We start from the raw sequence: 18,916 nt of genomic DNA on the forward strand, positions 1-18,916 counted from the left end.
TGCCTCGTCTGGTGGGCTCGGAGAGCTGTATCTCGACCCAGGTCAAGACCGCACACTGACCACCCCACCCCCAACCCGCCGGCCCCACCAGGGCCGGCGGGTTTATTCGTCCCGGATCGTGGGCCTCACGACCCTCGTCGGCTCCGAGGCGGCCGCGAGCACTGCTGAGGAAGCGAAGAACCGCATAGCGGGAACGCCAGCAGAGCGCATGGCTGGAATCCGCGGCGTGTTTGCCGCCATGGCCGCGAAGAATCTGCCAAGGTCGCAAGTCTGTGCCATACGCGCGCCAGGCGGCACACGACGGGAGATCACGTGAACGAAGCTCGAAGCGTCCTCTACCGGCGCGGCGCCCTCGCCATGTCATCGGTCGCGGTCACGACGGCCATGTGGTTGGGTGCCATATCGCCGGCTTTGGCCGATCCGTACGAGGACGGCGACTCGACCGAGGTCGTCGATAACTCCGGCTCCTACGCCGAACCCGTCGAAGAACCGGCCCCGGAGGACCCGGGCGAGCCGGTCGGCGAGGCTCCCGAGCCGGACGCACCGGCACTCGACGAGGCGGGGCCGGCCGAAGCACCCGACGAACTGGGACCGGGAGGAGCACCCGACGAACCGGGACCGGGCGAGGCACCGGGTGATCCGGGCGACCCGGACACGAACGTCGCCGACCCGGCAATCGATGCCGACACCGCCGACCCCGACATCGCCGAGGTGTCGCAGGGAGACTTCGACGAGGCTCACGGCGCCGATGCGGTGGACGTCGAGTCGGAGTCCGCGTCGGAGACGGAGGTCACCGAACTCACGGAATCGCTGGAGTCGTTCACCAGCACCACGATCACGACCTCGACCACGACCTCAACGTGGAGCAGCCCGGTAACGCAATGGAATTCGAGGTGGACCGGCTATGACCGCTGGTATCGGCCCGTCTTCACCAATCCGTACAAATCGCCGCTGCAGATCGTCTACCCGTACAACAACACCACCCGCGTCGTCGACGTCCCACCGAGCGGTCGCGCCGTACTCACGGTGCCCAATCCCGGCGTGTACAGCTTCACGGCGGTGAACCGCGACCCCTCCGGCAAGCCGGTCACGGTGTCCACTGGAAGCTTTTCCGGTGGCGGCTATCAGCCGGCTCCCGGTCAGCCGCCGCCGCCAAAACCCAAGCCGCCGACGACCTTCAAGAACGTGCTCGTACAGCTCAAGTACAAGGACGGAGAGTCGAAACCGTTCCGGGTCAAGACGCTGGCCGATCTCGGCGATGACCCGTCGGTCGGTGGTCATCGCGTGCTTCTCGACGAGGAGACCCCCGCGTGGGGGCGCTGGACCAAGACCGGAGGCGGTGAGCGCTTGTTCGAGATCACCAGCACGCAGCAACTACCGGGACTGGTCGCGCCGTCACAAGGTCCCCTCCCCGGGTACCAGGTTCAGTTGACCAGCAACGAAACTGCGGCGCCGACCCAAGACACCTGGGTGAAGCCGGTGTCCATCGGCGCGGCCGTCGCCGGCGCGCTGGCGATCGGCGCGGTGGTGTATTTCCTCCTGTCAGGCCGTCGGCGCAAGACTGCGCCGTAACGGCCGAACGCGTCGAAGGTCTCGATTCAGCGACATCACGGACACAACCGGGTATTGCCGTGTCCCGTCACCGTGAATTGGCCTGACAGAACCGTAAATTCCTGAGTCACTATGACAAAGGTCTTGCACACATTGGCAATCGCGGTCGCCTTGCCGGCAACCGCATGCGTTGCACTCGCAGGGACGGCGTCCGCCGATCCTCCGCTACTCAACGGGTCCTACACCGAAGTGGACGGCGACTCCATTCTGGTGTTGACCTTCGCGACCAGCTGCGGTCCTGCCGGTTGTACCGGCACGGTCGCCAGTAACCAGGGATGGCAGACGCCCGCCACGTTCTCTGGCGGCCGCTGGACCTTCACCGTCTCCAAGCCCGGCGGTCTCACCTGTGAAGACGGCAGCTACGAACCGGCCGTGGTGTCGATGTCGGTCGATCCCACAACGCTCAGTGGCGTGCTCTCCTCGGACTCCAATTACGGCTGCGCGGGCGGCGTCGTGACCCAAAGCCCGTTCCAGCTGCGAAAGGTCGGCTGACTCAGCCCAGGATGGCGGTGCGGAACCTGTCCCTGTAAGCCTTCGGTGATACACCGAGGTGTTCGACGAACGCTCGCCGAAGGGTCTCCGTGCTGCCGAAGCCTGCGAGGTGTGCCGTATCGGTGACGGTGCGGCCGGCGTCGTCGGTGTGAAATCGCAGATATCGGCCTCGGCGCGATGCTAGGGTGCTCGCGAATGTGACCCTTATACGCCGGTGAAGGGCACGTTCTGTGACTGGATCGTCGAAGAGGGGGACAGATGCTCCAGGAACAGCGTAACGAGGCCGTCACACTCCGTGGTGAGCATGGTTGGTGGGTGCCTGAGGGTGAATCAGATGACCCAGGACACGATCGGCGATCATGGAGCGTTGCCGCCCTCAAGGCCTCCGCACTGAGAACCTCCGTCGGTTTGCTGTTCGCCGCGGTCCTGTGGCTGCTCGGGCTACGGCTCGGAGCCACTCTGCTCGTGCTGGTGTTGATCGCGCTCGCGGCGATTGCCGTCTTTCGGCCGGCCGCAGGGGCGACGATCGACCGCGGCATCGCCAGGGTGGCGGCGTTCGTGGCACGAGTTATCGCGAAGGTTGTGTTGGCGATCGTTTACTTCGTCGTCATAACCCCGGTGTCTCTCGTTCTTCGCCTCGTCGGTCGCAACCCTCTCAATTCACCCGGTGCCAGTCCCGGAAGCACCTGGATCACCAAGCCGCGTGTATCCGATCCGGCGATGGCTCACCGCCAGTTCAGCGTTGAACCGGAGGTGATCGGATGGAAGCCAAAGGGACGGGCCGCCACCGCGAGACACATTGCGGTGATGACATTTCGCGCCGCCCTGGTGTTAATTGTCGTCGATCTTGCCATCGGGCTTGCATTCCCGCACTGGGCCGCCCATGGCGGCGTCCGCGTAGGAGGCAAGCAAGGCACGTGGGACGACATCTTTGCCGCACAGATCTCCTCTGCGGCAATGGCAGATGATCAAGAGTGGGCTGCCGACTGGTTCAACGAGTTCAAGTACGTATACACGCACAACGTGTATACGCCGCTCTTAGGCATGGTGAATCAGGACCACACGGGCAAGTACATCAACATCGTCGACCGCGCTCGCAAGACATATACCGCTGACGGGGTCGGAGAGGACGCCGCATCGGTATACATGTTCGGCGGGTCGACAATGTGGGGCTACGGTCAACGCGACTTGTACACGATCCCTTCCCAAGTGGCTCGATTCGCCGAAAAGGACGGTATTCCAGTCCGTATCACCAACTACGGGCAGGTCGCATGGGGAATCTGGCAAGAACTCGCCCTCCTTCAACAGCTGCTCAGCGAAGGTCGGGTCCCCGACGTGGCAGTTTTTTATGACGGCGCGAACGACGTTGCCGAGCAGGTAGAAGGACTCACGACCGAACCTACGTACCCGGGTGGGCACTTCGTAAGCCAGGCTGTGGAAAGGGCTCGCCTGCGTGGAGGGGTGGCGGGCCTCAAAGACTCTCTCATGGCTTTTTACTCGCAACACAGCATCCTGACGCGCATCGCCCTGACGTCTAACTCTAAGAGGGCTTCTCCGGAATTCACTCCAGAGCTGACCCACGAACGGGCGCGCAACGCTGTGAACCTTTACGAAAGAGCGATCGAGGTCATCGAACAGCTGGCTAGGAGCTACGGTTTCAAGGCCGTGTTCGCCTGGCAGCCACTTGCTTATAGCACTGAGGGCGGCGATGCCGAACGCTACGCGAGCCCCGACGAGTGGGGAGTTGGAGCGGCGTTTCTCGACGCGTCCAAACTCGTGGCCCCTCCAGCCATCAATCTCGCCGACGCACTGGACGGCGTTGAAGAACCCGTGTTCGTGGACAACGCACATACCAATGAGTTTGGCGCGGAACTCGTTGCACGAATCATCTATCCACACCTGGGGCTGAAGTCATGAGCAATCGCGAACTTGTCGGTGAAATCGTCAACCTGCTCCCCGGCACGGTGCGATCATGAACATCCTGGGTATAAGTGCCTTCTACCACGACTCGGCTGCTGCTTTGGTGCGAGATGGGCAGATCATCGCTGCCGCGCAGGAGGAACGGTTCACACGTCTCAAGCACGACCCGGGTTTCCCGAAAAACTCGATCGAGTATTGCCTCGCCGCAGGAGGCGTCGACCGCACTGGAATCGATGCAATCGCCTTCTACGAGAAGCCGATATCCCGGTTCATTCGTCTACTCAAGACGTACGCCGCCATTGCCCCACGGGGTTTTCGGTCCTTCTCCACCGCGCTTCCGCAGTGGTTGGGAACGAAACTCTGGATTACCTATGAAATCGAACGCAACCTGAAAGCGCTCGGGTACCGGATGCCCTCGGACTTGTACTTCACCGAGCATCACGAGAGTCATGCGGCAAGCGCTTTCTACCCCTCACCATTCGAATCGGCCGCCGTCCTCACGATGGACGGCGTCGGCGAGTGGGCGACGGCGAGCATCGGCCGTGGGGTCGACAATCAGCTGGAGATCCATCGCGAAATGCGGTTCCCACACTCGGTAGGACTGCTCTACTCCGCGTTCACCTATTTTTGCGGCTTCCGAGTCAACTCAGGCGAATACAAACTTATGGGCCTCGCGCCGTACGGTGAGCCGGCGTATGTAGATGTCATTACGGACAACCTTGTCGACATCAACGCAGACGGTTCGATCCAGCTCAATCTCAGGTACTTCGACTTCCTGGGCGGCCTCACTATGACGAATGACCGTTTTGCCGAGCTGTTCGGCGGGCCCCCGCGTCCTCCAGAAAGCGAGATCACTCGGAGGGAAATGGATATTGCCCGCTCAATCCAGGATGTGACAGAAGAGATCGTGATGAGGATGGCCGCGACGACGGCAGCCATCACTCAGGAGAAAAACTTGTGCTTGGCGGGTGGTGTTGCTCTCAACAGCGTCGCGAACGGGAGGCTGCTCCGCGAAGGGCCCTTCACCGACATCTGGATCCAGCCGGCGGCTGGGGACGCCGGAGGTTCCGTAGGCGCGGCTTTGCACACGTGGTACCAGATCGCCGGTAACCCAAGACATGTCGCAGGCGACCGCATGCAGGGGGCGTACCTCGGACCGCAATTCTCCGCGGACGACATTTCTGCATATCTCTCGTCACACGGCTACCCTTTCCAAACGGTCACCGACACCGACGAGCGTGCCCGACGAATCGCGGAGCTCGTCGCAGAAGGCAACGTCGTGGGTCTGTTCACCGGCCGCATGGAGTTCGGACCTCGAGCCCTCGGGAATCGTTCCATCCTTGGTGACGCTCGGTCACCCCAAATGCAGTCGGTCATGAACTTGAAAATCAAGTATCGAGAGTCGTTCCGCCCGTTCGCGCCATCGGTTCTCGAGGAGAGAGCGAAGGATTACTTCGACCTCGACGCACCTTCGCCATACATGCTCTTGGTGAGTCCGGTCCGGGAGGAGATACGCACCGCTCCCAGCAAGGATGGGTCAGGCGAGATCTGGAGTGAGGTCAACAAGGTGCGGTCGTCTATCCCGGCGGTCACCCATGTCGACTACTCCGCACGCATTCAGACGGTCTCGCGAGAAACGAACCCGTTCTACCACAACGTTCTAGCGTCATTCGAGGATCTGACGGGTTGCCCCGTAGTCGTCAACACTTCGTTCAACGTCCGAGGAGAGCCGATTGTCTGTACTCCACAAGACGCTTACCGATGTTTCATGAATACCGAGATGGACTATCTGATCCTCGAGGATCATGTATTAGACAAACGACTCCAGCCGGGCCGTGAGGACAGGGAACTGTTCCACATCGCGACAGTACTCGACTGATGCGGCGCGCCTTCTATGCCTGGAAAATGCTGACAGAGTTCAGCAGGTACGCGGTCGTCAACAGAGCCTATTGGGTGATCCCAATGATCATACTGCTGCTGGGCGTCGCGGGGTTGCTCGGCGTCGTCCAAGTGACCGTTCCCTTCACCCTGTACGCGCTTTTCTGAGCTCCGTTCGGTAGCGCAGATCCAGCGGCTTCCCGGCGCTCGTTATCTACCACAGACCGCGCCGCAGGTGCTGGCAGCTCTTCCCTCAACGGGACAGTCGGGGAAACGCAAGCTGTGCCGGAGTTTCGATCCGGTCTTGGCCGCCGTTAGCTACCCAGAGACGTATTTCTCGGAACAGATTCCGCAGCAAATAGAAGCGCATCAGTTAGTACAAACACAAGCTGGCGGAAGAGCTCAAGGTCAGGTCCTGAGCTACTTAAACGGAAATGCTTGGGCGTCTGGGTGAAGCCCGACTCCTCGATCAATCATTTTCTGGATCAACGCATTTCGACCGCTTGCTGTCATTACAAGGGCAAACACCGACAGGGCGCCGAACTCCGTAGGATTATCTCGTCCACGCCGCGTGCCGACATGCTCCTCGGACATCGATGGCGGCTCACTTGTGGGGCTCACGCAGTCTTGAGCCCAGGAGGTTCAGTGCGCAGCCGAGCGCCTATCGACACAGCGGTGAACACGATGGGCTGGACTTGTCGATCGACCGGCGGATGTGATGGTCAGTCAAGCGGACTCGGATGTCCCGATCGGACATCAAGATGTATGGGCGCCGTCCGCGGAAGTTGGTCAGATATAAACACACGACTGCGCGGCTAAGGCTAATCACATTGGCAGAGCGAAGCTTACAGTCAGCAAATGCTCTACAAATTGCCTTAGAACCCATTTCACGAAACGGCTCATCCGACCTTGTACAACACTGCTCCCCAATCTTTCCGCCGCAGTTAGACTTCGGCGTGACCTATTCCGGGCTCAACGATCTCTTTAGTGAACATTCCGAGTTGTTGTGCTGCCCGCACTGTGGCGCCACCCTAACGCTCCATGGTGATGGCTTCAGATGTGCGCAGTGTCAGCAGTGGCATCCCGCACAAGACGACATCGCATCGCTTTTCATCCCGAACGAGTGGAGCGACTCGAAGCAGGACGTCACCCAGAAGATCAAGGCGTTCTACGAGGCGAACCCCTTCCCGAACTACGACGACTTCGACAGCGTCGGCAGCTTGATCGACAAGGCGCGAAAGGCGGTGTTCGCCAAGCTGCTCGACGAGCAGGTCCCGACTGGCGCGCGCGTGATCGAATGCGGCTGCGGCACCGGACAGCTCACTAACTTTCTCGCCATCCGTAACCGGACAGTGATCGGGACGGACCTCTGCCTGAACTCGCTTAAGATGGCCACAGCCTTCAAACAACAGAACAATCTCAAGCGCGCCCACTTTCTGCAAATGAATCTGTTCAGGCCGGCGTTCAAACCGGGCACGTTCGACTTGGTGATCTCAAACGGGGTGTTGCACCATACGAGCGATCCACAGCTCGGCTTCGAGTCGATCTCGCGGCTGGTGCGGCCAGGCGGCTACATCATGATCGGGCTCTATCACAAGTTTGGGCGGCTGGCCACAGACATCCGTCGCTTCGCCTTCAAAGCCACAAACGATCGCATGATGTTTCTCGATCGCCACGCCGTCGATGCGCGCGTCAGCACGCAGAAGCGCCGGTCATGGTTCATGGATCAGTACAAGAACCCACACGAATCGAAACACACCATCGGCGAGGTAGTCGGATGGCTCAAGAACGTCGGCTTCGACTTCGTGCACGCGATTCCGAAGACAGAGCCGTTCGCCGAGTTGGCCGAAGACGAGCAGCTTTTCAAGCCGGAGCGGCTCGGCAACAGGTTCGAGCGCATGCTGGTGAATCTGGGAATGATGTTTACAGGCCACCGCGAGGGCGGATTCTTCATCGTCATCGCGCGGAGGCCGGTGGAACTCGGGGCCAATCCGTAGTTCGTCTACCCACGTCCTGAATCAAGAACCGCAACGTGGCCGGCTTCGATGACGGCATGAATGCTGCGCGTCAATTTCAGCAATTCATCGGCACATTGGCGATAGTCTCGCCTCAGCCTGGCAGTGAGCGGCTGGAATTAGCCGAGCTTTCCTGCCGAGACTGTCGAAGGAGGTGTCCGATGTCCGAACTCTCGAAAATTGTTAGCCGATGCGCCGGTACGGTGGTTCTCGGATGCGCGCTCGCCGCGGTTCCCGTTGTCACCGCGCTAGGCGGTGCGCCTGCGCAGTCGGGCGCCGAACCGGCATGCATCGGAAGTGAATCCATTGTCGATGGCACTCCGACGTGCGTGCCGGCGCCCACCGCCCCTGCCGCACCCGATGCCCCTCCGGCGCCGGTCGACAGCCAACAGCCCGACGGCGGGCATCACTGACGCGACGACAAACAGCCCCGGGCCATACGGCACCGGGGCTGTCTGAGGGCAGACGATCTATTCGTCCTATTCGTCGCCGCCGCCGTCACTCTTGTTATCGCCGCTCTCGTTGGTGTTGCTGCCGTTCTCGTCGCCCGCCTTGGCGACGCCCGAGTCGGCGTTCTTGTCGGCGTTCGCAGCACTCGATCCCGGCACCCTGGCGACGGTTCCGGGCGTCACCTTGTTGGCGCCGCCGTCCCCGTTGTCCTTCTTGGTGCCGCGGTAGCGGCTTTCCGGGGTCACCTTTTTGGCGCCGCCGACGGAGTCGGTCTTGCTACTGGCGCTTTGACCGGTGCTGTCGCTCTCATCGGAGCCGGCGCCGACGCGGTTGAGGTTTCCCGCGGCCGACTGCACTGCCTCGACCGCATCGCCGACCCCGTCGCGAACGTCGGCCACCTGTCGGCCGACCTGTCGCTGCAGTTGGCCGAGTTCGGACTGGCTCGGTGTCGGCAAGTCGGGTGTCTGACGCTCAACCTCTGAGGCCACGCTCGAAATCTGCTCTCCGGCTCGAGAACTGACGGTCTTCAGGATCGACCCGGGCGCTGCCAGCATCGTATTGAGCTGAGCACGCTGCTCGGTTGTCAGTCCGATCTTCGTCTGCTCGACGAACCGCGTCACCGCGCGCGTCAACACATCGGTCAGCTCGTCGCCCACACCTGCGCCCAGCAGGCGAGCGAAATCACCTGGCAACATCGCCATCTGGGCGGATGTGAGTGCCGGCGTACCGAACAACGTCGGCTCACCGAACTTGTCGAGCGAACGGGCGTACGTGCCGTCTGCATTTCGCACGACGTCGGTGTATCCGATGTTGACCAGCATCTTGAGAACCGGTTCGAGCGCATCCGCCAGCGGTGTGTTGACGTCTTCCCCGGTGGCCAGGCCGATGGCGGCCGAGGCCAGTCGAGGCAGCGCCAGCAGTGGCAGCTCGTCGACCGGCAGCGTGTAGTAGATCGTGCCGTCAGGGCCGACATATCCACCCGCGCCGAGGTTTCCGAAGTCGACTCCGGTCAACAGGTTGGTCAACAGCACGGCCGATGCAACCGAGTTGGCCCATGCGATGGGGTTGGCGGTCGCGGGGGCGTCTGAGAGCAGGTCGTATTGCCAACCAACGTCGGCCTTGACCGTCACGATGATCGGTTCGCCGTCGACCGAGTCGATCACGGTCTGCAGGTTGCCGAGCTCGTCGAAGGTGATGTCGCCGGCATTTCCCGTGAGCAGCTTGGTGATCAGGTCGGGGTCAAAGCCGTCCGGCAGCACGTCCTGGCGGTCGGGGGTCACCGGGTTGACCCCGGTGAGCTCTTCGTATATCGGCGCGAAGCGCGAGTAGAGACCGCCGTTCACCCGACCGGGGTTCCGCACGAGCAGCAGCGACAGCAGGGTCACGTCGACGACGCCGCCCTCCTGCACCGTCTCCCAGCCCACCGGTGACGCATCCGGGAATTCGAGGTCACCAGGCAGCGGAATCTCGAGCGGATTGTTCGTGGTGTCGGTCCGTGTCACTGTGACCTTGCCGTCACCGAAGGTGAGCCGGATTTTGCGCGGTCCGGTTTCCGGATCGCCGACGGCGAACGGGTTGTAACCCTCGTGGGTGTTGCCGTTGGCGCTGTCGATGAATGCTTGATACGCCTGCCCCGCCGCGATCGCCCCGTCGCCGTAGGCGATGAGGTTGACGTTGGTCAGGTAGGCGGTCCAGTTCAGCACCGGCGCAAGGGCACTGAGGTCGCCGTTCTCGATCGCGTGCGCCAGATAGGCAAGCTGTCCGACCGTTGGTAGGGCCGCGACGTCCTCATGCGAGGCAACCCATTGACCCGAGGTGGTCGTGGTCCAGTAGCCGTCGTCCTTCCAACCGAATTCCGGTACCTCCGTGGTGAATTCGATGGTCTGGGGGATGTTGGTCACGGCGGCCAGCGCGGCGGCCAAGCCGGCGCTGTGCCCCGCAGCGGCGGCGGCGGCCGCGACGGTGGGGTTCTTGGCCGCGGCCTGGGCAGCCGCGACGGCGGCCTTGCCGGCCTCGAGCGCTGCCTCACTCTTGGCGAATGCGTCCGCAGCCGACTTGATCGGTCCGGAAGGGTTCTTCGGATTGCAGATGACCTTGCAGTACTTCTGGACGTACTCGTTGTACTTGCGCGTGTAGACCTGCGCGTACGTGGTGTTGTACGCCGCGGTGGAAGCATCCTCCGATGCCTTGGCGATGTACGCGGCGCGAGCGACCTCGTAGCCACCGTCGTAGGCGAGGGTGTACGCCTCGTCATACAGCGGGTTGGGCTCGTTGACCGATACCGTGTGTGAGCCGGTCTGGCCCCATTCGCCCGGCGTGTAGTACTGCTCCTGGCCCGGATCGGTCGGATCCAACGGGTTGACCGGCGTGTACCAGTTCACCCACACCGGCTTCAGCTGCACGGGCCCTAGGCCCCAGGCCACCAGCGGATTGCGGTCTTTGGCCGCGACAATGGCGTTGTTGATCGCGACCGGATCATTGGGCAGCTTGGACCCCTCGCCAATCGGCAACCAATCCGGAACACCGACGAAGTAGGTCTGCGACGATGCTGCGTTAGCCAACGAGGGTGTCAAGATCATCGCCACCGACGTCGTCGCGATGGCGCCCATCAAGGCCAGCTTTTTGCCGTTCCCACGGTTGAGCCGGCGCCTCCGAGCCCGAGCCCCCTCCGGTTTTACGTTCCAAGTGCGCATGCGTATCCCACCCCTGAATATAAGTGTGCTTACTTGCCGCTGGAAATATTAACCGAGCGGCGTCCGCTTTAAGCCGGAGCAAGGTCAGGGAACGGCGTCTCAATATGTTTGCTGACGAAAATCCGCAGCCGCCCAGCTGGCGATTCTCAGCAAACTGTCAGATTGGTCACAGCACCGGTAATCCGCTGCGTCGCATCACGCGCCGCGACAACCTCAGCGCAGGTAGGTTTCGTCCCCGGTCGGGTAACCGCCCCCGCGGGTCGTGATGTGCACATGGTCGTAATGGCCGTAGCCGCCCCGCTGTGCGCCATCTGGCGTGTAGTACACACCGCGCCAGATCGCATCCTGCAAGCCGAAACGCTTCGCGTTGCGCAGGACGTAGGAGACGATCTCGTCGCCCAGGGCGATCCCCTCGGCGCTGCCGGGATTGGGAATCATCACGTCGAGCGCCAAGCCGTTGGGATGCCACCTCAGCGAATCGGGTCGCACGCCACCGATATTGCTGATCTCGGGGAAAGCCTCGCTGATGGCCCGCGACGCCAGGATCGTCTTCACCTGCAGGCCGCCCTCAGGCGCGATGCCGACCGGCAGAGATCGATCGACGGTGCGGTAGCGCGCCGCCGCAACCATGGCGTCGGCCGCAATGCCGGGGCTGACATGACCGATGGCCGCCGCGGGTGCTATCGGCGGGGCCGCAACGATCTCCAAACAGCACGGTTGACTGTCGGCAACCTCTTCGACGACGGGCTTGCTTTCCGGTGCCGGACGAGCTTGAAGGTGGACGTCTCCCCCGACCGCGAAGAAGACGGCGGCCGGGCCGAGCACTGCGGCCACGCCCATCGGTGACGTGCGCCGCTTCTTGGCTACGGAGTGCCGACCCACGCAGGGTTGTATATCAAACCGTTACATTTGCCGCAATCCGGGACGATCCGCTGGGCCCGCGCTCGACCAGGGTGGATCATCTCCAAGCGTGACGGGACTGCTCGAAGACAAGGTCATCATCGTCGCGGGCCTCGGCGGCATCGGAAACGGGCTGGCGCGCAGGTTCACCGACGAGGGAGCCCGTCTGGTGCTCGGCGATATCGACGCTGAGCTGGTAAAACGCGTCACCGACGAGATCAACCCGGCGGGAGAGCGGATCCGCGGCACGCATCTCGACGGCTCCGATGAGCAGTCCGTCAGCGCGGCGGTCGCATTGGCTGTCGACACCTTCGGTCGCCTCGATGGCCTGCATGTGAACTTCACCAACGCCGCGGATGCCTATCTGCCCGGCGGGGTCGTCGAGCTTCCGCTCGAAGCGTTCGACGAGGTGATGCGCGTCAACACCCGCGGGTTCGTCATCTGCGCCAAGCACGCCATCCCCGCGATGGTCGACAGCGGCGGCGGTTCGATCGTCTTCACCGCTTCCATCGACGCCTACAACGGCGCGGGCACCCGAGTGTCGTACGCCATGAGCAAGGCGGCCGAATTGGCGCTGATGCGACATATCGCGCGTCGATACGGACCCAAGGGCATCCGATGCAATGCGATCGCGCCCGGGTTGATCTGGCACTACAAATTCGACCAGCAACCGATGCCTGACGGCGTCGTCGAACAGGCCCGCGCACGGCAGATGATCAAGTCCCGGTTCGGGACGCCGAACGACGTCGCCGCATTGGCCGCGCTACTGCTCTCCGACGACGGCAGCTTCATCACCGCGCAGACGATCAGCGTGGACGGCGGTGTGACGTTGCGGCCCTGACCCCGGTCAGTGCAGACGCGACACCAACGTCCAACGGTTACCGGTCTCCTCGCGCCGATAGGAAAGCTCGTCGAGCACCCTCAGGGTGATGGCAAGACCCCGGCCGCTTTCGGCGAGTTCGTCGGGTAACTCCACCTGGCTGAGGTCCACCGGCGACGGTCCGCCGTCGTCGATGAAGGTCGCGATCACTTCGGTGGGTGAGACCGCGACCTCCATCCGCAACCGCACCGACTGGCCGCCCCGTGCGTGCTCGATAATATTGGCGCCGATCTCTCCGACCGCCAGATCCATCGACATCCGGGTCCCGTCGGGTACGTCATGCGTCTGCCACACTTCGTCCAACGTTTCCTGCAGGGCTGCAAGGGTTTCCGGACCAGTAGCCATTTCGACGACGGCGGCGGGATTCTGCATCATCGGTCGCTTCTAGTCGAACGCGGCGTCGGCTGTGGAATGTGCGCGCAGCACCCTGTCCAGGTTCGTCAGCGACAACACGGTCTCCACCTGCGTGGTGGGAGCCGCGATACGCAGATCCCCTCCCGCCTGCCTCGCGAGCTTGAGCCCGGATATCAGAACCCCGAGCCCCGACGAGTCAATGAACTCCGTTGCCGACAGGTCGACGACCAACCGGGTGCTGCCGGCCTCGACAAGGCCGTGTAGTTCCTTGCGCAGCGCCGGCGCCGCCACCATGTTCAGTCGCCCCTCGGGCTTCACCACCACTGCCCCGGAAGCTGTCGTACGCCTACTGGATCCGGTCACTTCTCGCCTTCCGCTTCATGGCCGCGATACCGCACTGCCTGGAACACCACGCTCAGGATGATTAGGTCGAAGAGCACCCAGAATAGATTCACTCCGACGCCCAGCACCGAGATTGCGCCGAAATACAGCTGGACGATCCCGATCACGGACGCGACCACCAGCAGCGCCATGGCGGCGAGCTGCCACTTCACCAATCCCCAAGGGATCGAGCCGGCACCCTGTCGGGTTTTGGGTGTGACCGCGAAGCCGAGGGGCCGGTCGAAGTAGACGTTGCGAAATGCCGTGATACACGCCTTGATCCAGACCGGGAACAGCGCAAGGCTGTACTGCTGGCCTCGCCATGTCGGTGTGCCCCTGCTGACGACGATGAAAAGAAGCTGGTTGAGGATCAGGAACGGAATCAACCGTCCGAAGAAGTCCCAACTGTAAGCCTGCACCGGCATGATATTGAAGATCAAAAAGATTGCGGGAGCAGCAATGTAGGCCAGAGCCGCGAAGCCGGCAAGGTAACTCCACATCGTCGCGAAGTACATGAGCCGCTGCCCGACGCTCAGGCCCTTCACGAATAGTGGGTTCTCCTTGAGCATCACCTGGATTGTGCCCTGTGCCCAACGCAGCCGCTGAGTGAGCATGGTGCGCACATCATCGGGCGCCAAACCCTCCGCCAGAATCTCGTGGTGATAGGCAGACTTCCACCCGAGTGCGTGCATGCGCATGCAGGTGGCCATGTCTTCCGTCACCGAGATCGTGGCCATCGGCAGCATCGGCTGGGCTTCATCGTCCCTGCCGACGTCCACGGTGCGGATCATGGTGCGAATCGACTCAAGCGCCCCCAGCGGCGACCACTCCCTGCCGGCGAGCGACTCCAGAGCCTCGTCATCGAAGATAACTGCGGTGTCGAGGTTTTCGCCGTGGCCGCTCAACGCGGCGATGGCATCGAGGTCAGCACGCATGGCGCTGACATCGGCGACTACCAGGCTCTTCGCCGCTGCGTCGACACGTTGCTGAAACACGTAGGTGATGTCGGCCAGCGGCTGCTTGGTCTTGAGCGAGGCACGGGCCTCGTGGACGGCGTCCTCGACACTCTTCAAGGCGGCAAGCACGCTCTGTTGATCTCTGCTGGTCCTGCGCTTCGCCTGCTTCAGGATCTTGCGCGAGGTATACAGCGCGCGCTTGATGCCGTCCTCCACCGCGCGCACGTAGCCGGTCACGCCGAGTTGCATCAGCGCGTCGCGCCGCAGCACGGCGTTGGAACCGCAGAAATACGCGGCGTTCCAACCGTCCTTACCTTGCTGAATGGGACCGTAAAACAACGGCGCCTGGCTGCCCAGCGGGTCGGAGAACGGGACGTTGATGAAGTATTGCGGCGTCTGGACCAAGGCCATCTTCTCGTCACGGAAGTACCCCAACGTGAGGTCGAGGATCTCCGGTTTCGGCACCTGATCCGCGTCGAGGATCAAGATGAACTCGCCGTCGGTTTCCAGCAACGCGTTGTTGAGGTTCCCCGCCTTGGCGTGACGCGGTTTGTCCAACCAATGCGACGACCGGACCAGATATCCGATCCCGCGCTCGGCGGCGGCCTCCGCTAGCTCGTTGCGTTCACCGTCGTCGAGAATGTAGGTCCGATGTGGATACCGAATGCGCTGTGCGGCTTCCGCTGTCGCGATCACCATGTCGATAGGTTCGTTGTACGTGGTGATGAACACGTCGACCGTCGCGCCCTCAGGAGGCGGTGGCGGCGGGGGGCGACGACGCAGTCGCCACATCGTCATACCGAACAGCAGGGAGTCGATGAGGCTGTAGGTCTCGGCCAGCACCAAAGGAACCGCGATCCACCACGCCGACCAGTTCGTCGAAGCCAACCACCGCCAGACGACGTAGTTGACGCCTAGCGCGGCAGTGACCACGATCAACAGCCGCAGCCACGGCGACGGCGCGGTCCTCTCGGACGGAAGCTTGTGCGTCACGGAATGTCTCGGTGCACAGCTATCAATGTCACGTCGTCGAGTGGCGGCTTCCTGGTTGTCAAAGCGCTGACTGCGGCACAGAGCTCACCGGGTTTGGCGTGCTCGGCAACGAAATTTAGGATGTCCTGCTCTACGGCACTGCGACCGAGCAGGTCCAGCGACCCGTCCGAGGCGATCACGAGCATGTCGCCCGGCTCCAACAGTGTCTCCTGCGCTTCCCAGATGTCGTCGGGGACAACGCCCATCGGAAGCCCACCTGTAGGCAGGCGTTCGACGACACCCGTTCGTCTCAACACAGCGGCAATTCCGTGGCCGACGTCCACGTACTGCACTCGGCCGGACATCGTGTCCAACCGGGCATGGAAAATAGTCACGAAAGTTTCTGTGCGGCCGAAGTCTTCGGTCAACTGACTGGCCACCGAGTTGACTGCCGCCGACAAGTCGGCGTCGTAGGCCACCTGGTCGACCGCGCGCGACGCTCCACGCAATGCCGACCGCACGCTGGCGGTCAGCAAGGCCGCCCCGAGCCCCTTACCCATCACATCGGCAACGGTGAACACCGCGCCACCCTGCACGGGGTAGAAATCGTAGAAGTCGCCGCCGACCGTGAACGCGGGCGAACACATCGCGCAGACGGAGTAACCGGGAAGTTCGTCAATCGCCGGCGGCAGCAGCAGACGCTGTATGGCGGCCGCTCGCTCCAGGTCGTCGGACCGTTCGAGTTCACGCTGTGCCCATACCGCGAGCTGACGGAAGATCTCGCGCTGCCGGTCGTCGAGCGATCGCGGCTTCAGGTCGTAGATACAAAAGGTCCCGACCGCGTGGCCGCCCGGACCGAAGAGCGGATAACCGGCGTAGAAACGGATGCCCCCTTCGGCCGCTATCGCCGGAAGCGCGGCGAATTCCGGCTCGACCTTCAGATCGTCGACGATCAGGGCCGGCTCGGCGGGTTTGTCATAGGTCCGGGCGATCGTTGCGCGACACACCGATGTCTCCCGGGGCCCAGTGATCTCCAGGCCCTCGCCCACCGCCTGCTTGCACCATTGGCGGTCACGGTCGATGAAGTTGATGTACGCCCGTGGCACCTCGAAGATCAGCTGCGCCATGCGGATGATGCGATCGAACCGCTCTTCGGCCGGGCTGTCGAGGATGTTCAGTTGCTCAAGCGAGTGAAGCCGCCGCTCTTCGACTTCGGCCGGGAGGGCGAAGCGGTCATTGGCCACGCCTGAGATCATGACACCAACCGCGTATCGCGCATCGCCTCGGCCATCGCGGCCGCCGCCTCCAGCGTGCTCTCGATCCGCCAGTCGGTCTCCTTGACGTGGTCGAACCAGACGAATCCGACTACATCGCGCTGCTGCTGGAGGAACTCGACGAAAGACGCTATCCATTCGGCTTTGCTGCCGCCGGATTCGGCGCACCCGACCTCCGCGATCAGGATCGGCTTGTCCGTCGCGATCGATCGCAGCTCGTCGAGGACGGCTCCGAAAAGTTGCTCGGGCGAAACCCAGTTCGACGAGGGCAGGCAGGTTCCCCAGTTGTATCCGTCGACACCCAACACGTCGACGTACTCGTGGCCGGGGTACCAGTCGGCCAGTATTCCGGCGCCGCCGACCGTGGGCGCCCATATCCAGTCGACGTTGGAGACGTCCTTCTCGGTGAAGATGTCGTGTACATGCCGCCACGCGCTGACGTATGCCGAGGGCGTCGTGCCGCCTGGCGGTGTCCAGGGGTACCAATTGCCGTTGAACTCATGCGCGAACCGAATGAAGGCGTGTCGGCCCCATTCGCCGATCTCGTCGGCCCAGCGGTAAATGTGGTCATCGAGGGCGCCAGCGCGCAGGGATTCCATGAGAGCGGGCGACCGATCGCCCGTCCAGCACCACGGCTCCCAGGAGACGATGGGTTCGGCGCCACCGTAGGTCACCACCGCCATTGCCGGTATCGGCGGCGGAGCAAAGAAATCCTCGAATGCCATCACCATCTCGGGGCGATGCCCGACCGCATCGGCGACGGCCTGCAATTCTCGGCCCGCCGTGAATCCGCCCGGCGTACTCACGCCGAAGCGTACGGCCAGCGCATCCACGGTGTTCCCCCTACGTCCTATGAGGTCACTCAGATGTTCCCCCGCGCGCTATCGTCGCAAACTCCGATCCTCGCCATCGGGCAATCTGCGGATAGGCGGTCATGCGGCGGCTGTGGGTTGCTGGGCTTACTGGGTATCGCCTCCTGCGAGGGGGAGTAATCTCAGGACCTGATTCACCGCAAGAACGGGGACACGATATGGACCTCGTGCTCGGCCTGTTGATGACGTCCAGCACGGTTCGGTGGGTGCTCGTCGAAGGCACCACCGGCGAAGGAGCCACCGTCGACCGCGGATCGTTCGACTTCGACGCGGAGGTCGATCCCGACGATCTGCTCAACGTCGCGCTCGCCGATGTCGCCAGCCCGATCCACGCCATCGGCGTCACCTGGACCAACGAGGCCGAAACCGTGGCGTCCGATGTGCTGGACGCACTTGCCGTCCGCGGTTACGGCAACGCGATCGCGGTCTCCGAACTGGAAGCGGGCGAGGTGCTGGCGGCGGGCATCGCAGAGATCGCCGACTACGACGACGTCGCGGTGTGCATCGTGGAACCCGACGCCGCGGTGGTCGCGATGGTCGACCGCGACGGCGTGACCGTCGACCGCATCGCGCGACCCCTTGACGGCGCAGACGTCGTCGAGCTGCCCAGCAGCGTGATCGCCATGCTCGAGCTCAACGAATGGCGGCCGCAGGCCATTTTCGTGGTCGGGTCGGCCCGTGATGTCGAGCTGATCACCTCGACGCTCGGCGACGTGACGGATTCCCCGGTGTTCTCCGCCGCCGAAGCCGACCTGGCGTTGGCACGCGGAGCGGCGCTGGCGTCGGCGCGGGCGGTGAACAGGCTGGACGCCCCGGCGACCAAAGCACCGTCGCGGGTCGGGGCGCTGGCATCGGTTCTCGTCGCCGCCGTGGTGACGTTCGTGGTGTCGACCTCGACAGCAGTCGGCCTGACTCTGACGGGCGACAGCTCGTCCACGCGCCAGGACCCGCCGGCCACCGACGAGGAACCCGTGGCCGTCGCGGACGAGGCGCGGCGGCCCGTCGAGAACGAGATCCACAGCAAGAAGGTCACGACGCCCGCCGAAGCGAAGCCGGTCGTCGCACAGACCATCGCGATGGCCGCCCCTCCGCCGCCGCCTGCCGCTCCCCCGGCCGAACCGGTCTACGAACCACCGGCCTACGTACCACCCGCGCCGGCGTACACCGCGCCCGAACCGGCCTACACACCACCGGCCCCCGCCGGCGCTCCCCCGGCTTACGCCCCCTATACACATCCCCGAGCCCACGCGACCAGGCCTCACTACGTG

15 protein-coding genes and 1 pseudogene are annotated in these 18,916 nt (G+C 63.2%); 8 read left to right on the plus strand and 8 right to left on the minus strand.

The genetic code is table 11. The annotated features are described in order from the left end of the window. Window positions 1-312 precede the first annotated feature (312 nt). Together CEX88_RS25130 and CEX88_RS25135 are read left to right on the plus strand one after the other, a co-directional pair. Complete coding sequence (locus tag CEX88_RS25130; protein ID WP_094295565.1) at window positions 313-1,572, plus strand: ICP22 family protein; 1,260 nt, start codon at window positions 313-315, stop codon at window positions 1,570-1,572. Window positions 1,573-1,683: 111 nt separating this feature from the next. Further along, complete coding sequence (locus CEX88_RS25135; RefSeq protein WP_066847634.1) at window positions 1,684-2,103, plus strand: hypothetical protein; 420 nt, start codon at window positions 1,684-1,686, stop codon at window positions 2,101-2,103. 1 nt (window position 2,104) lies between these two features. Here CEX88_RS25135 and CEX88_RS25140 read toward each other — a convergent pair. After that, window positions 2,105-2,320: pseudogene (locus CEX88_RS25140) on the minus strand (helix-turn-helix domain-containing protein); the annotation flags it as partial. 41 nt (window positions 2,321-2,361) lie between these two features. On the opposite strand from CEX88_RS25140, the gene CEX88_RS25145 reads away from it, so the two are divergent. The 4 genes from CEX88_RS25145 (at window position 2,362) to CEX88_RS25155 (ending at window position 7,898) form a co-directional block, all read left to right on the plus strand. After that, a complete protein-coding gene (locus CEX88_RS25145; protein WP_126315907.1) occupies window positions 2,362-4,020 on the plus strand; it encodes a hypothetical protein in 1,659 nt (552 codons plus the stop codon). Between the two features lie 55 nt (window positions 4,021-4,075). Continuing rightward, window positions 4,076-5,902 carry a carbamoyltransferase family protein gene (locus tag CEX88_RS25150; RefSeq protein WP_202931643.1) on the plus strand — a complete coding sequence of 609 codons (1,827 nt, stop codon included), beginning with the start codon at window positions 4,076-4,078 and terminating at the stop codon, window positions 5,900-5,902. Next, entirely contained in the window at window positions 5,902-6,069 is a 168-nt protein-coding gene (locus tag CEX88_RS26200) for a DUF5989 family protein (protein WP_156656456.1), read from the plus strand. The genes CEX88_RS25150 and CEX88_RS26200 overlap by 1 nt, the downstream gene beginning before the upstream one ends. Before the next feature lie 788 nt (window positions 6,070-6,857). Beyond that, the gene (locus CEX88_RS25155) at window positions 6,858-7,898 is read left to right on the plus strand and encodes a class I SAM-dependent methyltransferase (protein WP_202931644.1); all 1,041 of its coding nucleotides are present in this window, start codon (window positions 6,858-6,860) and stop codon (window positions 7,896-7,898) included. 497 nt (window positions 7,899-8,395) lie between these two features. On the opposite strand, the gene CEX88_RS26460 is transcribed toward CEX88_RS25155, so the two are convergent. Next, entirely contained in the window at window positions 8,396-10,975 is a 2,580-nt protein-coding gene (locus CEX88_RS26460; protein WP_099459219.1) for a PE-PPE domain-containing protein, read from the minus strand. A gap of 297 nt (window positions 10,976-11,272) precedes the next feature. Then, on the minus strand, window positions 11,273-11,941 hold the full coding sequence (locus tag CEX88_RS25165; RefSeq protein ID WP_197696835.1) for a VldE C-terminal domain-containing protein: 669 nt from the start codon (window positions 11,939-11,941) through the stop codon (window positions 11,273-11,275). Between the two features lie 88 nt (window positions 11,942-12,029). On the opposite strand from CEX88_RS25165, the gene CEX88_RS25170 reads away from it, so the two are divergent. Continuing rightward, window positions 12,030-12,800: an SDR family NAD(P)-dependent oxidoreductase gene (locus tag CEX88_RS25170; protein ID WP_066847661.1), complete on the plus strand. Its 771-nt coding sequence runs from the start codon at window positions 12,030-12,032 to the stop codon at window positions 12,798-12,800. A 6-nt stretch (window positions 12,801-12,806) separates the two neighbouring features. Here CEX88_RS25170 and CEX88_RS25175 read toward each other — a convergent pair whose 3' ends face one another. Genes CEX88_RS25175 through CEX88_RS25195 form a run of 5 tightly spaced genes read right to left on the minus strand, consistent with a single transcriptional unit; the run spans window position 12,807 to window position 17,582 of the window. Beyond that, the gene (locus CEX88_RS25175; RefSeq protein WP_066847664.1) at window positions 12,807-13,214 is read right to left on the minus strand and encodes an ATP-binding protein; all 408 of its coding nucleotides are present in this window, start codon (window positions 13,212-13,214) and stop codon (window positions 12,807-12,809) included. Between the two features lie 9 nt (window positions 13,215-13,223). After that, window positions 13,224-13,556, minus strand: coding sequence for an STAS domain-containing protein (locus CEX88_RS25180; protein ID WP_066847668.1), 333 nt, complete (start codon window positions 13,554-13,556; stop codon window positions 13,224-13,226). Beyond that, on the minus strand, window positions 13,553-15,523 hold the full coding sequence (locus CEX88_RS25185; RefSeq protein ID WP_066847671.1) for a glycosyltransferase: 1,971 nt from the start codon (window positions 15,521-15,523) through the stop codon (window positions 13,553-13,555). Before CEX88_RS25185 ends, CEX88_RS25180 begins: the two co-directional genes overlap by 4 nt. Further along, entirely contained in the window at window positions 15,520-16,746 is a 1,227-nt protein-coding gene (locus CEX88_RS25190) for a PP2C family protein-serine/threonine phosphatase (protein ID WP_420799248.1), read from the minus strand. Before CEX88_RS25190 ends, CEX88_RS25185 begins: the two co-directional genes overlap by 4 nt. An 8-nt stretch (window positions 16,747-16,754) precedes the next feature. After that, on the minus strand, window positions 16,755-17,582 hold the full coding sequence (locus CEX88_RS25195) for a glycoside hydrolase family 26 protein (RefSeq protein ID WP_238382197.1): 828 nt from the start codon (window positions 17,580-17,582) through the stop codon (window positions 16,755-16,757). Between the two features lie 224 nt (window positions 17,583-17,806). Between CEX88_RS25195 and CEX88_RS25200 the strand changes: the two genes are divergently transcribed. Further along, a partial coding sequence (locus tag CEX88_RS25200) for a DUF7159 family protein (RefSeq protein WP_202931645.1) occupies window positions 17,807-18,916 on the plus strand: 1,110 nt, incomplete at its 3' end.

The organism is Mycobacterium neumannii (assembly GCF_002245615.1).
GTDB classification, from domain to species: Bacteria; Actinomycetota; Actinomycetes; order Mycobacteriales; family Mycobacteriaceae; genus Mycobacterium; species Mycobacterium neumannii_A.